Below are 14465 nucleotides of genomic sequence, written 5' to 3'. Positions count from 1 at the left end.
CAAAGGTCAAGCGGGTGAAGTCCACGCGGCGGCGCGGCTTTACAAATTGCCAATAACACCGCATTGGCACCGCATGTTCGAATTGACCACCGAGATCTTCCTGATCCTGATCGCCGCCGGCTTTCTTGCGGGCTTTGTTGATGCCATCGCCGGAGGCGGTGGGCTGATCACCGTGCCGGTGCTGATGCTGACGGGGATCCCGCCGGTGCAGGCGCTGGCCACCAACAAGGTGCAGGGCATTTTCGGCGCAGCCACGGCGGCGATCAGCTATGCCCGCAGGGGGCTGGTGGATATCCGCAAGCAATGGCGATCAGCGGTGATTGCCGGGCTGGCGGGCATGATCGGGGCCATTCTGGTCAGCTATCTGCCAACTGACGGGCTGCGTCTGATCCTGCCGGTCATCCTGATCGGGATCGCGCTGTTCTTTGCGCTGAAACCCGGCTTGAACGATCTTGACCGGGTGCAGCGGATCTCGCCTGCGCTATTCGCGGCGACCGTGGTGCCGCTGGTGGGGTTTTACGACGGTTTGCTGGGGCCGGGTGCCGGCTCTTTCTACATGATCGGCTTTGTCACGCTGGCAGGTTACGGCGTGCTGAAGGCGACGGCCCATACGAAGCTGCTGAACTTCGCCTCGAATCTGGGCGGGTTGCTGGCCTTTTCCGTGGTCGCGACGCCGCTGTGGACGGTCGGGCTTGCCATGGGCGTGGCACAGATTTTCGGGGCGATGCTGGGCGCGCGGCTGGCGGCGCGGATCGGGGCGCGGCTGATCAAGCCGCTGCTGGTCGTGACCTCGACCGCGCTGGCGCTGCGGCTGATCTGGCAGATGCTGGGCTGAAAAAGGATCGACGCCCGCTCTGCCAAGCGGGCGCCTTTGTGATCGTCTTGGGAACAGGGCAGGGAGGAACCTGCACGGCTATCCAAGCATGTTTCTGCATCACTTTCGTGACGGATCAGGCGGGAAAGCCCTGCGAGGTCCGCATTTCGCCGACAACCTTGCCGCGCCAGTTCTTCATCGGGTCTGTCAGGTATTTGCCGACAGCGGGATCCTTTTCATCCAGAAGGCCCAGATGAACCAGCAGCGCGGTAATCGCCGCCTCGCTGGCGCGGGTGGCGCCGTCGCGGATTTTCAACGCGATGCCCAGACCCTGTTCGGGCAGGATGCCGACAAACACCGCCTCGGCCCCGGTCTTGACCACGGCGCTGTGATTCATCGCCCGCATCAGCGTGGTGCAGGCGCGGCCTTCGCCCGCGACCATCTCGGGATAGGTGCGCATGGCATCGGTCAGCCGCCGCATCGCCTGACCGCGACGGTCGCTGCCGGGATTGGCAAAGGCGGCCATGGCGCGGCCAAGCCCCTCAAGCGAGCAGGACCAGTTCGGGGCCGAGCAGCCGTCGATGCCATAGCCGGGGCTGGTTTCGCCGGTGACCTCTTCGAAGGCGTCCTTGATGGCCTGCTGTACGGGATGATCGACCTCATCATATTCGCTGCCGCCTTTCAGGTGGCGGTTCAGCGTCAGAAAGCCCGCATGCTTGCCCGAGCAGTTGTTGTGATACTGGCAGGGCGATGTCTCCGAGCAGATCAGGTGACGTTTTTCGTCCTTGTCCTCGGGCATCTGGTTGCCGCAGCGCAGATCGGATTCCGACAGGCCAAGATCTTTCAGCCAGGCCTCGACCGCATCGACATGCAGCCGCGCGCCGTTATGGCTGGCGCAGGCCAGGGCAAGCTGGCGGTCGGTCAGCCCGGCATCATCCGCCGCGCCGCTTTCGATCAGCGGCAGCGCCTGGATCATCTTGCAGGACGAGCGGGGGAAGATGATCTGAGAGGGTTTTCCCCAGGCCTCGACCACCCCATGCTTGTCGCAGATCACCACATGCCCGCGATGCAGGCTTTCCAGTTGCCCGCCCCGCCACAATTCGATTAATTCAGCCGAACGCATCCATTTCCCCTGACAATTGCGCGATTTTCTGCCTTGCGGTCTTTTTTTCACATCGTCATTTTGGCTATCCTGATTGGAGATGGTTGAAAAGACCACAGTAATCGGGAAAAACGCCCGAAGAATGGCGAAATACTTTTGGCAGGAGGCCAGAGCATGAATATCAACACGCTGCGCGGCTTGACCGCCGCCCTTGCCGTGATTGGCGGACTGGGCGTTGCGTCTGCGCAGGAATCCACCAATGTCGTCGCGACGGAAGGTGACTGGACCGTCTTTGCGGCAAGCAATCCGAAAGAGTGCTGGGCCGTGTCTCCGCCCAAGGCGACGCAGAACACCCGCGACGGCAAAGAGGTCGACGTGACGCGCGGCGATATCCGCCTGTATGTGGCCTATCGCCCGGGCAGCAATGGTGAAGTCTCTTTTGCCGGTGGGTATCCTTTCGCGCCCGACTCGACGGTCGAGGTCGATATCGGCGGGGCGAAATTCAATCTGTTCACCGAGGGCGAAAGCGCCTGGACCGGCAGCCCCGCCGAGGATGAGAAGCTGATCGGCGCGCTGCGGGCGGGATCTTCGGCTGTGGTGACCGGCCGTTCCTCGCGCGGGACGACGACCAAGGACACGTTCAGCCTGTCCGGCATCACGGCGGCGACCAATACGGCACGGCAGCGCTGCCAGTAAGTGGGGCAGGGGGCGTTGCCCCCGTCCCTTCGGGACTCCCCCAGGATATTTGCGCAAAGAAGAATGGCGGCGGGGCGGTTGATTTCCGGCCCGTTTCTGGTTATGTGCGGGTCTTTCAGCAAATCCCGGTATCCCAATGTCTGCCCCCATCACGCAGGATGTTCTGACCATCCCACGCAAGCTGCCCGAAACCGGCCGCATGAATATCGTTGGCCTGACGCGTGACGAATTGCGCGAGGCGCTGATTGCCGCAGGCACGCCGGAAAAGCAGGCCAGAATGCGGGTCGGGCAGGTCTGGCAATGGATTTACCATTGGGGCGTCCGCGACTTTGCGCTGATGACCAATCTTGCCAAGGATTACCGCGCGCTTTTGGCCGAGAGTTTTGACATCTCGGTGCCCGAGATCGTCAGCCGGCAGGTGAGTGCCGACGGGACGCGGAAATATCTGTTGCGGATCGCCGGGGGGCATGAGGTCGAGGCGGTCTATATCCCCGAAGAGGGGCGCGGGACGCTGTGTGTCAGTTCGCAGGTGGGCTGCACGCTGACCTGTTCCTTCTGCCATACCGGGACGCAGAAGCTGGTGCGTAACCTGACGGCGGGTGAGATTGTGGGGCAGTTGCTGGTGGCCCGCGACGATCTTGAGGAGTGGCCGGTTCCCGGTGCGCCGAAGGATGAGACGCGGCTGGTCAGCAATATGGTGCTGATGGGCATGGGCGAGCCGCTGTATAATTTCGAGGCCGTGCGCAATGCGATGAAGGTGGTGATGGATGGCGAGGGGCTGTCGCTGTCGCGCCGCCGGATCACCCTGTCTACAAGCGGTGTCGTTCCCGAGATTGCCCGCACCGCCGAAGAGATCGGCTGTCTGCTGGCCGTCAGTTTCCACGCCACCACGGATGAGGTGCGCGACAAGCTGGTGCCGATCAACAAGCGCTGGAATATCGAGGTGCTGCTGAATGCGCTGCGGGACTATCCGCGCCTGTCCAACAGCGAGCGGATCACCTTTGAATATGTCATGCTGGATGGGGTGAATGACAGCGATGCGGATGCGCGGCGGCTGGTCAAGCTGATCCGTGGGATTCCGGCCAAGATCAACCTGATCCCCTTCAACGAATGGCCCGGCGCGCCCTATCGGCGGTCCAGCTGGGAGCGGATCGAGGCCTTCGCCGATATCGTGCACAAGGCGGGCTATGCCAGCCCGATCCGCACCCCGCGCGGCGAGGATATCATGGCGGCCTGCGGCCAGCTGAAATCCGCGACCGAGCGTGGGCGCAAATCGAAGGCGCAGATCGCCGCCGAAGCCTCGGGCTAGCTCCGGCGGGCGGCGCGGTGCCGGTCAGGGCCGGGTCGCGCCTTGCCAGTTGTCGATGATCCCGACCGCTTCATCCGCCGTTTCGACATAGCGGAACAGATCCAGATCCTCATCGCTGATGGTGCCTGCCCCGGCCAGCGCCTTCCAGTCGATGATCCTGTCCCAGAAATCCTTGCCGAAGAGCAGGACCGGGATCGGTTTCATCCGCTGTGTCTGGATCAGGGTCAGCGTTTCGAACAGTTCATCCAGCGTGCCGAAGCCGCCCGGAAAGACCGTGACGGCGCGGGCGCGCATCAGGAAATGCATCTTGCGGATGGCGAAATAGTGGAAGTTGAAGGACAGATCCGGCGTCACATATTCATTCGGTGCCTGTTCATGGGGCAGCACGATATTCAGGCCGATGGATTGCCCACCCGCCTCATGCGCGCCCAGATTGCCGGCCTCCATCACGCCGGGACCGCCGCCGGTGCAGATGACATATTCGCGGCCATAAGCCTCGAGGCTGCGCTGCGTCATCATATAGGCAAAGCGGCGCGCCTGTTCGTAATATTTCGACAATTCGGCCAGGGTGCTGGTCCGCGCGCTGTCGGATTTTGACGGTTCGGGAATGCGGGCGCCGCCGAACATCACGACCGTGGATTCGATGCCGCGTTCGTCCAGAATGACCTGCGGCTTCAGCAATTCCAGCTGGAATCGCACCGGGCGTAACTCTTCGCGCAGCAGGAAATCCTGATCCGCAAAGGCCAGCCGATAGGCCGGGGCGCGGGTCTGGGGGGTGTCGGCCATTTTGTCCGCGCGCTGCATATCCTCGTCGCTGTGGGTGAGGGTATGGGCGCGTTCGCGGTCTTCTTTCTCTTTCATTCAGCCCTCATCAGGTGGCCTGCGCGGATTGCGCGGGCTTTGACTCACGCTTATAGCCCTGTGAGAGAAAATTCCACCGGGACGCGACAGATCAAGGAGAAGGCCAGCATGACCGAAGCTTTGGAGACCGCCATCGAGGCCGCATGGGAAAACCGTGCCGATATCACCGCCGCCACGCAGGGCGAGGTCCGCGAGGCGGTCGACGCGACGCTGAAGGCGCTGGATTCGGGCGAATTGCGCGTGGCTGAAAAGCGGGGCAATGACTGGCATGTGAACCAATGGGCCAAGAAGGCGGTTCTGCTGTCCTTTCGCCTGAATGACATGGAAGAGATGTCGGGCGGTCCGCAGGGGTCCAACTGGTGGGACAAGGTGCCGTCGAAATTCGAAGGCTGGGGCGACAATCAGTGGCGCGCCGCAGGCTTCCGTGCCGTTCCGGGCGCCATCGTGCGCCGCAGCGCCTTTGTCGCCAAGGGTGCGGTTCTGATGCCCTCTTTCGTCAATCTTGGGGCGCATGTGGGCGAAGGCACGATGGTCGATACCTGGGCCACCGTCGGATCCTGCGCGCAGATCGGCAAGAATGTGCATCTGTCGGGCGGCGTGGGCATTGGCGGCGTTCTGGAGCCGCTTCAGGCCGGTCCCACCATCATCGAGGATGATTGCTTCATCGGCGCCCGGTCGGAAGTGGTCGAAGGCTGCATCGTGCGAGAGGGGTCGGTTCTGGGCATGGGGGTCTTTATCGGCCAGTCCACCAAGATCGTGGATCGCGAGACGGGTGAGGTCATGTATGGCGAAGTGCCTGCCGGTTCGGTGGTCGTCGCCGGGTCGATGCCGTCGAAAAACGGCATCAATCTGTATTGCGCGGTGATCGTGAAGCGGGTGGATGCCAGGACGCGTTCCAAGACCTCGGTCAACGAATTGCTGCGCGATTGACGCTTTATATCGACGCCGATGCCTGCCCGGTGAAGGCCGAGGCCGAGCGCGTGGCCACAAGGCTGCGCGTTCCCATGGTTCTGGTCTGCAATGGCGGTCTGCGACCATCGCAAAATCCGCTGGTCACGCTGAAGATCGTGGCCGAGGGGCCGGATGTCGCCGATATCTGGATCGCCGAGACCTGCGGTCCCGGTGATGTGGTGGTGACGGCGGATCTGCCGCTGGCCGATCGCTGTCTGAAGGCCGGGGCGCAGGTGATCCAGCATAATGGTGAGGTGCTGACCCCCGCCAATATCGGCCCGCGTCTGGCGACCCGCGATCTGATGGCCGATATCCGGGCGGCAAATCCCTTTCATCAGGGTGGCGGGAAATCCTTCGACAAGGCTGACAGGTCTCGCTTCCTGCAATCGCTGGACGCTGCGCTGCGTGCGGCAGGTTTGCCGGGCTGATCCCCGGGTCAGCCTGACGAATGCGGATATGACAACACCCGGCCATGAAGACCGGGTGCTTTCGGTTTTTCAGCGGGATTGATCAGTCGATATCGACCGGTCGGCCCAGATGCGCGCCTGCCGCTGCGGCCACCAGACCGATCAGCGATGCCAGCGCCGCCATCAGCGCCGCCGCTGCAGCCATGTCCGCCGCCTGATCTGCCGCTTCGACGGCAGCGGCCTTGGTCTCTTCGAAGGACTGACGCGCTTCGGCGATTGCGGCCTCGGCCTCGGCCCGCGCCTCGGTCAGGCGCGCTTCGACCTGATCGATATAGGCATTGGCCTCTTGCCGGGTCAGGCCAAGACGCGATTCCATGACGCGCAGCGCCTCTGCACGGTCTTCCTCGGACAGGACGGCATCTTCACCACCGACCAGCGTATCGGCCAGCTGCTGCAGCTCTGCCTCGATATCCGAGGGGTTGCGCAGGATATCCACGGCGGAATTCGAAATGGCGCGGCGGGCGCGAGCCTGTTCCGACCGGCTGATCACGTCGCGGAACGCCTCGCGCGCTTCGGTGCGGAAGTTTTCCGGCGTGATCCCGGCCTCGCGCAGCCGTGCGGCGACCGGATCGGGCAGATCCTCAAGGCCAAGCTGGCTGACGGCCAGATCCGGCAGGTTGACGTCTTCGGGCATCATCGCCTGCACGGCACCGCCGGTGGCGCTGGCGGCGTTGGACACGGCGGATCCGACCATGCCGATTGCGGAACCGGTCATGTTGAACAGGCCGACGCTGGCGCTGACGGCCAGCCATGCCGCCACCAGCGTGGACAGCGCCCAGACGGCGGCCCCGTGCAGCATCGAGCCGATGCCGTGCAGCACACCGGCAAGGCGGCCGGCCACGAAACCACCGATGCCCAGCGAGATGATCTGACTGACAAACAGCCAGATCGGCGACGCGGTCGGCACGCCGCCCAGCGGATTATCCTCACCGATTTCGATGGCTGTCAGACCCAGTCCGACCCCCAGAAGGCTGAGCATGGCGAAGACGGCCAGGCCGATCACGCTGCCCACCAGGATCGCCCCCCAGGCCGAGCGTCCGCCACGGTCAAGCTGGGTTTCGCGCATATAGGCGCCTGTCTGTCGGATATCTGTCATGTTACCTCACCTATCGAGACTAAAGAATTCTTCCTCAGTCAGCGAAACGGGCGCGGCAGTTTTCAGTTTCACTTATATTTGATAATCGCCCCGCGCGAAATCGGGCCGGACGCCAACAATCACAGGCATTCTGCCTGTTTTTGGGCGCACAAAAAATATCGCATTGTAATAAAACTGTTCTCTTCAGGTGGCAGATCCGTCCGATGCCGCCACCTGCAGGCCGCCGGATCAGCCTGTCGGCTTCACCTTGGCCGCAGTGCCCTTGGCAAAGGATGCCAGCCTTTCCCTGGCCGCCTCTTGCGTATTGACGACGCCGGCCACGACGGCCTCGGCATAGGCCGCGTCCAGCGCCGACATGTTCTGCATATGGCTGATCGCGCTGCAGATGGCGAAATTCGACAGGGGCGGGTTCTGCGCTGCCGCCCGCGCGATCTCCCACGCTTTCGCCTCGGCATCCTCGACCAGATATTGGCACAGGCCCACATCCACGGCCTCTTGCCCGCGATACAAACGCCCCGACAGCATCATGTCGATCATCCGCGCCTTGCCGATCAGGTCGGCCACGCGGATCGTCGCGCCGCCGCCGGTAAACAGGCCGCGCTGCCCCTCGGGCAGGCCGAAATAGGTGTCGGGTCCTGCCACCCGGATATGCGCGGCGCTGGCCAGTTCCAGCCCGCCCCCGACCACCGCGCCTTTCAGCACCGCGATGATCGGCACGCCGCCATATTCCATCTTGTTGAACGCCTCGTGCCAGCGCAGGCAGACATGCATGAAATCCGCGGCGCTGCGCTCCTTCTGGTGATGTTCCACCAGATCCAGCCCGGCGCTGAAATGATCGCCATTGGCGCGCAGGATCGCGGCACGAATACCGGCGCGGGGCAAGGTGGCAAAGATATCCACCAGCTCATCTATCGTCGCCAGATCCAGCGCGTTCCGTTTGGCCGGGCGATTCAGGGTGACGGCGGCAATGCCGTCCTGATCGACCTCCAGCCGGATATTCGTCAATTGCAGATCGTCGAGTCCGCGCATCCGGGTCTCCTCTCTCGTCTTCACTGGTTCATGTCTGACCGATCAGCAGGATGACCAGGGGCAGGGTCACAATGCTGCAGGCGGTCGAAATCAGGATTGCCGTCGACACACGCTGCTGTGCGACACCGAAATATTGCGCCAGGATATAGACGTTCCCGGCCACCGGCAGCGCCGCCGCTGCCACCATCACACCCGCGGCGAAATGTTCCACGCCAAACAGCATCGCGGCAAGTCCCACGGCAGCCGGGTGCAGCACCAGCTTGGCAAAGCTAAGCCAGGCCGAGGCCGCCAGCCGCTGAACCCGACGCCCCGCCAGACTTGCCCCGATGGCAAACAGCGCGCCCGGCGTGGCCGCCGCCCCCAGCAGCACCAGAAATTCATCCAGCGGACCGGGCAGCGGCAGATCGAAGGCGGACCACAGCAGCCCCGCCACCATCGACAGGATCATCGGATTGGCGACGATGCCCCGCAGGATCGGCCGCAGCGTGGCCAGCCGCAGCCCGCCGCTGCGGCTGGCATGCACGATCAGGGTGATCAGCGTCGAAAACACCAGCATATCGATGGTCAGCACCATCAGCACCGGCCCGATGGCCCTGTCGCCCAAAAGCAGCACCAGCATCGGCACGCCCAGAAAGCCGGTATTTCCCGTCATGCAGCATTGCGCCTCCATCGCCGCCTCGGGCAGCGGCAACCCGCGCCAGCGCGCCGCCGTCAGCCCCAGAAGCCAGATCAGCAGCGATCCCAGCAGATAGGCCGATGCAAAGCGCAGATCGAACAGCTCTCCGATATCCAGACCCGCCGCAAATCGGAACAACATGGCCGAAAGCGCGAAGAAAAAGACGAATCTGGTCAGCCAGGCCGCCCCTTCCTCGGGGAAAAAGCGGCTTCTGGCGGCCAGCCAGCCAAGGGCGATCAGCCCGAAAAACGGCAATGTCTTCAGAAAGACGGCCAGCATTAAAAGACGGACATGATCTGATCCAGCGGCTTCTTGCGCTTCGCGGCGGCGGGCACGGTGGCATCGGAGGCAGGCAGGCCAACCGGCAGGATCATGACTGGCTTTTCGTTCTCGGGCCGGTTGCACAGCGCGTTCAGAAACTTCATCGGATTGGGCGTATGTTCCAGCGTGACCAGCCCGGCATGATGGATCGCAGCGATCAACATGCCGCAGGCAATGCCGACGCTTTCGGGCACATAGTAATGCTTGTGCCGCTGCCCCTCCTGCATCCCGTAACGCTGGGCGAAAACGACGATCAGCCAGGGCGCAATGGTCAGATGAGGCTTTTCCGGCCCGGTGCCCACCGGCTCCAGCGCGGCCAGCCATTCATCCCCGCCGCCACCGGCGTAAAAGGCGCGCTCTTCCTCTTCGGCCGCTTCCCGGATCCGCGCCTTCATCGTCGGATCCGCGATGGCCACGAAATGCCAGGGCTGCTGATTGGCCCCCGAGGGCGCTGTGCCCGCAGCCTCGATACAGGCCTGAATCACCGCCGCATCGACCGGTGCGTCGGAAAATTCCCGCACCGAATGACGCCTGCGCATATAGTCGCGAAAGGCCTGAACCTGTTTCAGCGAGTCGTCGGATGACAGCTGAACCCGGTCGGGCAGCGGCAATGGCTGGTAACTCATGGCGATCCTCCCTCAGGCGGCCCTATCCTGACCCGATCAGGATCCCCGCCGCCAATACCAAACCACCGCCCACAACCACTTGCAAGACAGCCCGCCAGAAGGGCGTCTGCATCCACCGCTGCTGGATCCACGCAATCGCCCACAGCTCGACAAAGACGACGACCAGCGCGATTGCCGTGGCGGTCCAGAAATGCGGGATCAGATAGGGCAGCGCATGGCCAAGACCGCCCAGCGTCGTCATCACCCCAGAGGCGATGCCCCGCTTGATCGGCGATCCCCGCCCCGACACCACCCCGTCATCCGAGGCGGCTTCGGTAAAGCCCATGCTGATCCCGGCCCCGATACTGGCGGCCAGCCCGACCAGAAAGGTCGTCCAGGGATCCTGCGTGGCAAAGGCCGTGGCAAAGATCGGCGCCAGCGTCGACACGCTGCCATCCATCAATCCCGCAAGCCCGGGCTGAACCCAGGTCAGCACGAATTCGCGATGCCGGATCGCATCCTCTTCCTCGCGCTTGGCCCCGCCCAGATGCTCGGCCCGCAATTCCTCTGCCGTGCTCTCATGCCCACGCTCGGCCGCGGCCAGATCGCCCAGCAATTTCCGCGTCGCCGCATCCGTACTGACCTGCGCCGCGCGGGTATAGAACTCGGCCGCGTCATGCTCCATCAGCGCCGACTCGTCACGGATCGCCTCCAGCGACATGGTCTGCATCATCCAGGCCGGGCGCCGGTTGTAATACCCCGCTACATGTTCGCGCCGGATCACCGGGATCACCTCGCCAAAGCGCGCCCGGAACAGCTCGATCAGCCGCCGCCTATGCTCGTCCTCCTCCGCCGCCATGCCGTCAAAGATCGCCGCTGTCGCCTCGTAATCCCGCCGCAGGAACTCGGCCCAGTTGCGATAGATCTGCGCATCATCCTCTTCCGAGGAAATCGCCAGCGCCAGAACCTCCATCTCCGACAGATCAGAGAAACGCTTCCTGTGCTGCAGAACGGTCAACATCATCTTTTGTGCTCAAATATCCTCGGGGGTGAGGCCGCCTGCGGCCGAGGGGGCAGACAGCCCCCTTTCCACGACGAACTCATGCAACCCGGCCTCGATTTCATCCACGCTGATCACGGCATGGCCCGCCTCGGCGCAAAAATGCGGCACATCGATCAGCGCCATCGCATCCGTCGCCCGCATCCGCACGCGCCCGCCCTCGGGCAGGCCCGACAGAACCTTGCGCAAGCGCAGGACCGGCAAGGGGCATAGCAGGTCGCGGGCATCGATCTCGGTCACGGACATCAGCTCACCTGCACCGCGACATTGGCCATGCACCAGTGATCCAGCCGGTCCGGCGACAGCTCTTCGGCCAGCCCGCCGCAAAAGGCATCAAAGGCCCGCCGCTGCTGGCGCGGCACATGCAGCAGAACCGGCTGCTCATTTTCCATCGCCGTTGCGATCACGCTGCGAAAGCCGCGGCCAATCGCCTCCTGCTTGCCGAATTTCGGCACGATCACCAGCTGCGCCCCCTGCAGCCGCGCCGAGACCCGCCCCGCTGCCAGTTCCAGCGCGCCGCTGTCCAGCCGACAGCCGCTGGACTCCGCCCCCAGCGACTGAGAGATCCGGATCGGCTGATCCTCATCCCCGATCACCAACAGATCCATGTCGCAGGCGCAATCGGCGCCCCGGTCGCGATTGTGCTGGACCGCACCGGCCAGATCCAGCCCACGCTCCTGCAGGCGCTGGACCAGCGCCGCAAGAATACGATTGGCTTCCCCCGCCGGGGCATCATCGGTCAGCGTGAACCAGGCCAACATAATGCGATTCCCTTGATTTCATGGCCATTCTTGTCACCTTCCCCAAGCGCTCGTCCAGCCCTTCCTTGCGGGCTGCCGCAAAGTCACGACGGTCGCCCCGCGCAGCATAGCACATTCCCGGGCTCGGCGGATTGTCACACAGCCGCACTTGCCGGATTAGCAAAACTCGGCCAATCTGAACCGGATGTCTTGCGCAATTTGCCGCGCTGCGCAGGCTGTAGGGCAAATTTCGTTTCATATTGGGCACCTTATGCACGACCAATCTTTTGATCGCCGCGCCTTCTTGCAGACGGCCTTGGGAATGGGGGCGTTTTTCCTGCTGCCCCGGATCAGCTTCGCCCAGGGCGGCGGGGCCAAGGCGCAGCCCTTTTCCTGGGATGCGCTGACACAGATGGCGCAACAGCTTGCCGCCAGCCCCTATCAGCCGCCCGAAATCGCCGATCGCGATATTCTGGAACAGGTCGATTACGATTTCCACAACCAGATCCGCTTCAAACCCGACAGCACCCTGTGGAAGGATGTGGACGGATCCTCGCGCGTGCAGATGTTCTTTCCGGGCCGCTATTTCAAAGACCCGGTGCGGATCTTCACGGTTCAGGACGGCATGGCGACCGAGGTGCCCTTCGATCTGGACCTGTTCGACATCCCCGCCGACAATCCCGCCCAGGGGCTGGACCAGACGCGGGGCTTCGCGGGATTTCGCGTTCAGGGCCCCGATGGTGACCGGGACTGGATGGCCTTCCTGGGCGCCTCTTACTGGCGGACCTCGGGCTATAGCGGGCAGTTCGGGCTGTCCGCGCGCGGGCTGGCGGTGGATACGGCCATGCCCGAAGGCCCCGAGGAATTTCCCATCTTCACCAGTTTCTGGCTGGAACGCGGCGAAGGCAGCGATGTCACGGCCTATGCGCTGATGGACAGCCCAAGCGTGACCGGCGCCTATCGCATCGCCTCGCATCAGCAGGATGGCGCCATTCAGGATGTGACGGCGCGGATCTTTCTGCGCAAGGATATCCGGCGGCTGGGCCTTGCGCCGCTGACCTCGATGTTCTGGTATGGCAAGAATTCCCGTCATCTGGCCCCCGACTGGCGCCCCGAGGTCCACGATTCCGATGGGCTGCAGATCCTGACAGCGGGCGGAGAGCGGATCTGGCGACCGCTGAACAACCCGCCGCGCACCATGGCAAACTCCTTTCAGGCCCCGTCGGTGCAGGGCTTCGGTCTGATGCAGCGGGAACGCGATTTCGACGAATATCAGGACGATGGCGTCTTCTATGAAAAGCGCGCCTCGGCCTGGGTCGAACCGCAGGGCGATTGGGGCGATGGCGCGGTGATGCTGGTCGAGCTGCGCACCGATGATGAAATTCACGACAACATCGTGGCCTTATGGCGCCCTGCCGAAGATGCGCTGGCCGGTTCCGAACATGAATTCAGCTATCGCCTGTCCTGGGTCGAGGATGTGCCGATTCAGGCTCCGTCGGGCCGTTTCATCGCGACCAGATTCGGCGCGGGCGGTGTTCCGGGCCAGCCCCGCCCCCATGACGTTGTCAAGCTGGTCTGCGATTTCACGGCGCCCGGCCTGACGCCACAGGATGATCCGGCGCTGAATGTCGTGACCTCGGACGGCAACATGTTCAATCAGGCGGTGCGCCCGATTGTCGGCACTGAAAACTGGCGCGCGACGGTCGATATCGACTTCGCCCAGATGGATCCCGAAACGGATAAGCCCATAGATCTGCGGATCTATATCTCGACCGCCGACCGCGCGGTGACCGAGACGCTTTTGCTGCAACTTTTCCCGTCGCAGCTGCGCAAACTTCTGGCCAGTCGGCCCTGACCGCTTTTCTTGGCCGATGCGGCGTAATATGGATCGGCCATGAGTGATTATGACGCCCTTTCCGCCCGGATTCGCGCCCTGACCGAGGGCGAGACGGATGAGGTTGCCCTGATGGCGACCCTTGCCTGTGAATTGCATCATTCCGATGATCGCTTCGACTGGACCGGCTTTTACCGGGTCGTCGCGCCCGAATTGCTGAAGATCGGCCCCTATCAGGGCGGGCATGGCTGTCTGGTCATTCCGTTTTCGCGCGGCGTCTGCGGCGCGGCGGCGCGGACGCGGCAGGTGCAACTGGTCCCCGATGTCGATGCCTTCCCGGGCCATATCGCTTGCGCCAGCAGCACACGCTCGGAAATCGTGCTGCCGGTGTTCGGCGCGGATGACCGACTGATCGGCGTGCTTGATATCGACAGCGACCGGCCCGATGCCTTCACCCAGGAAGACGCAACACGGCTGGCCGCCATTCTGGCCGAGGTGTTCCATGACGTCTGAGATCACGGGCCAATGCCTGTGCAGTGCGGTCCGTTTCACGGCGAAGCTGCAAGAGGGCGGCGCGGTGGCCTGCCATTGCAGCCAGTGCCGCCGCTGGTCCGGGCATGTCTGGGCGGCCAGTCAGGCCACGGATCTGGCGCTGACAGATGACAGGTCGCTGCGCTGGTTTCGATCCGGCGAAAGCTCGGAACGCGGATTTTGCGGCGATTGCGGCTCGGCGCTGTTCTATCGCGTCGATGGCCGTCAGGATCTGTCGATTGCGGCGGGCGCCATCGACAAGCCGACGGGACTAAGCTTGCGCGGCCATATCTTTGTCGCCGATAAGGGCGATTATTACACGATCGCGGACGGGTTGCCCGAATACCCCGCAGGCGATCTTTGACAGGGTTCA

Annotated in this window: 17 protein-coding genes; 8 read left to right on the top strand and 9 right to left on the bottom strand. The window is 63.4% G+C overall.

The window, feature by feature from the left end; all coding sequences use genetic code 11:
* Nucleotides 1–73: 73 nt before the first annotated feature.
* Nucleotides 74–835, top strand: a complete 762-nt coding sequence (locus JHX87_RS11705; RefSeq protein ID WP_271886583.1) for a TSUP family transporter — start codon at nt 74–76, stop codon at nt 833–835.
* Between the two features lie 115 nt (nt 836–950).
* Here JHX87_RS11705 and JHX87_RS11700 read toward each other — a convergent pair whose 3' ends face one another.
* A complete protein-coding gene (locus tag JHX87_RS11700) occupies nt 951–1937 on the bottom strand; it encodes an asparaginase (RefSeq protein ID WP_271886584.1) in 987 nt (328 codons plus the stop codon).
* Between the two features lie 153 nt (nt 1938–2090).
* On the opposite strand from JHX87_RS11700, the gene JHX87_RS11695 reads away from it, so the two are divergent.
* On the top strand, nt 2091–2612 hold the full coding sequence (locus JHX87_RS11695) for an invasion associated locus B family protein (RefSeq protein ID WP_377776059.1): 522 nt from the start codon (nt 2091–2093) through the stop codon (nt 2610–2612).
* A 136-nt stretch (nt 2613–2748) separates the two neighbouring features.
* Nucleotides 2749–3921 (top strand): dual-specificity RNA methyltransferase RlmN, encoded by a 1173-nt coding sequence (rlmN, locus tag JHX87_RS11690; protein ID WP_377776060.1) that lies wholly within the window; start codon nt 2749–2751, stop codon nt 3919–3921.
* 24 nt (nt 3922–3945) lie between these two features.
* On the opposite strand, the gene JHX87_RS11685 is transcribed toward rlmN, so the two are convergent.
* Nucleotides 3946–4725 (bottom strand): LOG family protein, encoded by a 780-nt coding sequence (locus tag JHX87_RS11685; protein WP_377776062.1) that lies wholly within the window; start codon nt 4723–4725, stop codon nt 3946–3948.
* A 165-nt stretch (nt 4726–4890) separates the two neighbouring features.
* On the opposite strand from JHX87_RS11685, the gene dapD reads away from it, so the two are divergent.
* Together dapD and JHX87_RS11675 are read left to right on the top strand one after the other, a co-directional pair.
* Entirely contained in the window at nt 4891–5712 is an 822-nt protein-coding gene (gene dapD, locus JHX87_RS11680) for a 2,3,4,5-tetrahydropyridine-2,6-dicarboxylate N-succinyltransferase (RefSeq protein ID WP_271886586.1), read from the top strand.
* Nucleotides 5709–6161: a YaiI/YqxD family protein gene (locus tag JHX87_RS11675; RefSeq protein ID WP_271886587.1), complete on the top strand. Its 453-nt coding sequence runs from the start codon at nt 5709–5711 to the stop codon at nt 6159–6161. The genes dapD and JHX87_RS11675 overlap by 4 nt, the downstream gene beginning before the upstream one ends.
* A gap of 82 nt (nt 6162–6243) precedes the next feature.
* Here JHX87_RS11675 and JHX87_RS11670 read toward each other — a convergent pair whose 3' ends face one another.
* The 7 genes from JHX87_RS11670 to JHX87_RS11640 all read right to left on the bottom strand — a co-directional run bounded on the left by JHX87_RS11670 (nt 6244) and on the right by JHX87_RS11640 (nt 11748).
* Nucleotides 6244–7296: a hypothetical protein gene (locus JHX87_RS11670; protein WP_271886588.1), complete on the bottom strand. Its 1053-nt coding sequence runs from the start codon at nt 7294–7296 to the stop codon at nt 6244–6246.
* Between the two features lie 228 nt (nt 7297–7524).
* The gene (locus tag JHX87_RS11665; protein WP_271886589.1) at nt 7525–8325 is read right to left on the bottom strand and encodes a crotonase/enoyl-CoA hydratase family protein; all 801 of its coding nucleotides are present in this window, start codon (nt 8323–8325) and stop codon (nt 7525–7527) included.
* 28 nt (nt 8326–8353) lie between these two features.
* Nucleotides 8354–9280: an AEC family transporter gene (locus JHX87_RS11660; protein ID WP_271886590.1), complete on the bottom strand. Its 927-nt coding sequence runs from the start codon at nt 9278–9280 to the stop codon at nt 8354–8356.
* Nucleotides 9280–9948, bottom strand: coding sequence for a nitroreductase family protein (locus JHX87_RS11655; protein ID WP_271886591.1), 669 nt, complete (start codon nt 9946–9948; stop codon nt 9280–9282). The genes JHX87_RS11660 and JHX87_RS11655 overlap by 1 nt, the downstream gene beginning before the upstream one ends.
* Before the next feature lie 22 nt (nt 9949–9970).
* The gene (gene mbfA, locus JHX87_RS11650; RefSeq protein ID WP_271886657.1) at nt 9971–10948 is read right to left on the bottom strand and encodes an iron exporter MbfA; all 978 of its coding nucleotides are present in this window, start codon (nt 10946–10948) and stop codon (nt 9971–9973) included.
* A 12-nt stretch (nt 10949–10960) separates the two neighbouring features.
* On the bottom strand, nt 10961–11233 hold the full coding sequence (locus tag JHX87_RS11645) for a sulfurtransferase TusA family protein (RefSeq protein ID WP_271886592.1): 273 nt from the start codon (nt 11231–11233) through the stop codon (nt 10961–10963).
* Nucleotides 11233–11748: a DUF2478 domain-containing protein gene (locus JHX87_RS11640; RefSeq protein WP_271886593.1), complete on the bottom strand. Its 516-nt coding sequence runs from the start codon at nt 11746–11748 to the stop codon at nt 11233–11235. The genes JHX87_RS11645 and JHX87_RS11640 overlap by 1 nt, the downstream gene beginning before the upstream one ends.
* 250 nt (nt 11749–11998) lie before the next feature.
* Here JHX87_RS11640 and JHX87_RS11635 point away from each other — a divergent pair, with 250 nt between their 5' ends.
* From JHX87_RS11635 to JHX87_RS11625, 3 genes are read left to right on the top strand one after another with little or no spacing between them, the layout of a single operon-like run.
* Nucleotides 11999–13582: an OpgD/OpgG family glucan biosynthesis protein gene (locus JHX87_RS11635; protein WP_272833680.1), complete on the top strand. Its 1584-nt coding sequence runs from the start codon at nt 11999–12001 to the stop codon at nt 13580–13582.
* A 39-nt stretch (nt 13583–13621) separates the two neighbouring features.
* Entirely contained in the window at nt 13622–14074 is a 453-nt protein-coding gene (locus tag JHX87_RS11630) for a GAF domain-containing protein (RefSeq protein WP_271886595.1), read from the top strand.
* The gene (locus JHX87_RS11625) at nt 14064–14456 is read left to right on the top strand and encodes a GFA family protein (protein ID WP_271886596.1); all 393 of its coding nucleotides are present in this window, start codon (nt 14064–14066) and stop codon (nt 14454–14456) included. The genes JHX87_RS11630 and JHX87_RS11625 overlap by 11 nt, the downstream gene beginning before the upstream one ends.
* The last annotated feature ends 9 nt before the right edge of the window (nt 14457–14465 follow it).

Source organism: Paracoccus fistulariae (assembly GCF_028553785.1).
Classification (GTDB): Bacteria; Pseudomonadota; Alphaproteobacteria; order Rhodobacterales; family Rhodobacteraceae; genus Paracoccus; species Paracoccus fistulariae.
Note: the sequence above shows the minus strand (reverse complement) of the source record. Positions and strands in the feature narration are given on the sequence as shown.

What these genes read in the sequence shown, in the direction of transcription:
- JHX87_RS11685 (WP_377776062.1), bottom strand. Translation starts at nt 4,725, where the DNA reads ATGCAGCGCGCGGACAAAATGGCCGACACCCCCCAGACCCGCGCCCCG.
- JHX87_RS11655 (WP_271886591.1), bottom strand. Translation starts at nt 9,948, where the DNA reads ATGAGTTACCAGCCATTGCCGCTGCCCGACCGGGTTCAGCTGTCATCC.
- JHX87_RS11640 (WP_271886593.1), bottom strand. Translation starts at nt 11,748, where the DNA reads ATGTTGGCCTGGTTCACGCTGACCGATGATGCCCCGGCGGGGGAAGCC.
- JHX87_RS11645 (WP_271886592.1), bottom strand. Translation starts at nt 11,233, where the DNA reads ATGTCCGTGACCGAGATCGATGCCCGCGACCTGCTATGCCCCTTGCCG.
- mbfA (WP_271886657.1), bottom strand. Translation starts at nt 10,948, where the DNA reads ATGTTGACCGTTCTGCAGCACAGGAAGCGTTTCTCTGATCTGTCGGAG.
- JHX87_RS11700 (WP_271886584.1), bottom strand. Translation starts at nt 1,937, where the DNA reads ATGCGTTCGGCTGAATTAATCGAATTGTGGCGGGGCGGGCAACTGGAA.
- JHX87_RS11670 (WP_271886588.1), bottom strand. Translation starts at nt 7,296, where the DNA reads ATGACAGATATCCGACAGACAGGCGCCTATATGCGCGAAACCCAGCTT.
- JHX87_RS11705 (WP_271886583.1), top strand. Translation starts at nt 74, where the DNA reads ATGTTCGAATTGACCACCGAGATCTTCCTGATCCTGATCGCCGCCGGC.
- JHX87_RS11695 (WP_377776059.1), top strand. Translation starts at nt 2,091, where the DNA reads ATGAATATCAACACGCTGCGCGGCTTGACCGCCGCCCTTGCCGTGATT.
- JHX87_RS11630 (WP_271886595.1), top strand. Translation starts at nt 13,622, where the DNA reads ATGAGTGATTATGACGCCCTTTCCGCCCGGATTCGCGCCCTGACCGAG.
- rlmN (WP_377776060.1), top strand. Translation starts at nt 2,749, where the DNA reads ATGTCTGCCCCCATCACGCAGGATGTTCTGACCATCCCACGCAAGCTG.
- JHX87_RS11625 (WP_271886596.1), top strand. Translation starts at nt 14,064, where the DNA reads ATGACGTCTGAGATCACGGGCCAATGCCTGTGCAGTGCGGTCCGTTTC.
- JHX87_RS11665 (WP_271886589.1), bottom strand. Translation starts at nt 8,325, where the DNA reads ATGCGCGGACTCGACGATCTGCAATTGACGAATATCCGGCTGGAGGTC.
- JHX87_RS11660 (WP_271886590.1), bottom strand. Translation starts at nt 9,280, where the DNA reads ATGCTGGCCGTCTTTCTGAAGACATTGCCGTTTTTCGGGCTGATCGCC.
- dapD (WP_271886586.1), top strand. Translation starts at nt 4,891, where the DNA reads ATGACCGAAGCTTTGGAGACCGCCATCGAGGCCGCATGGGAAAACCGT.
- JHX87_RS11635 (WP_272833680.1), top strand. Translation starts at nt 11,999, where the DNA reads ATGCACGACCAATCTTTTGATCGCCGCGCCTTCTTGCAGACGGCCTTG.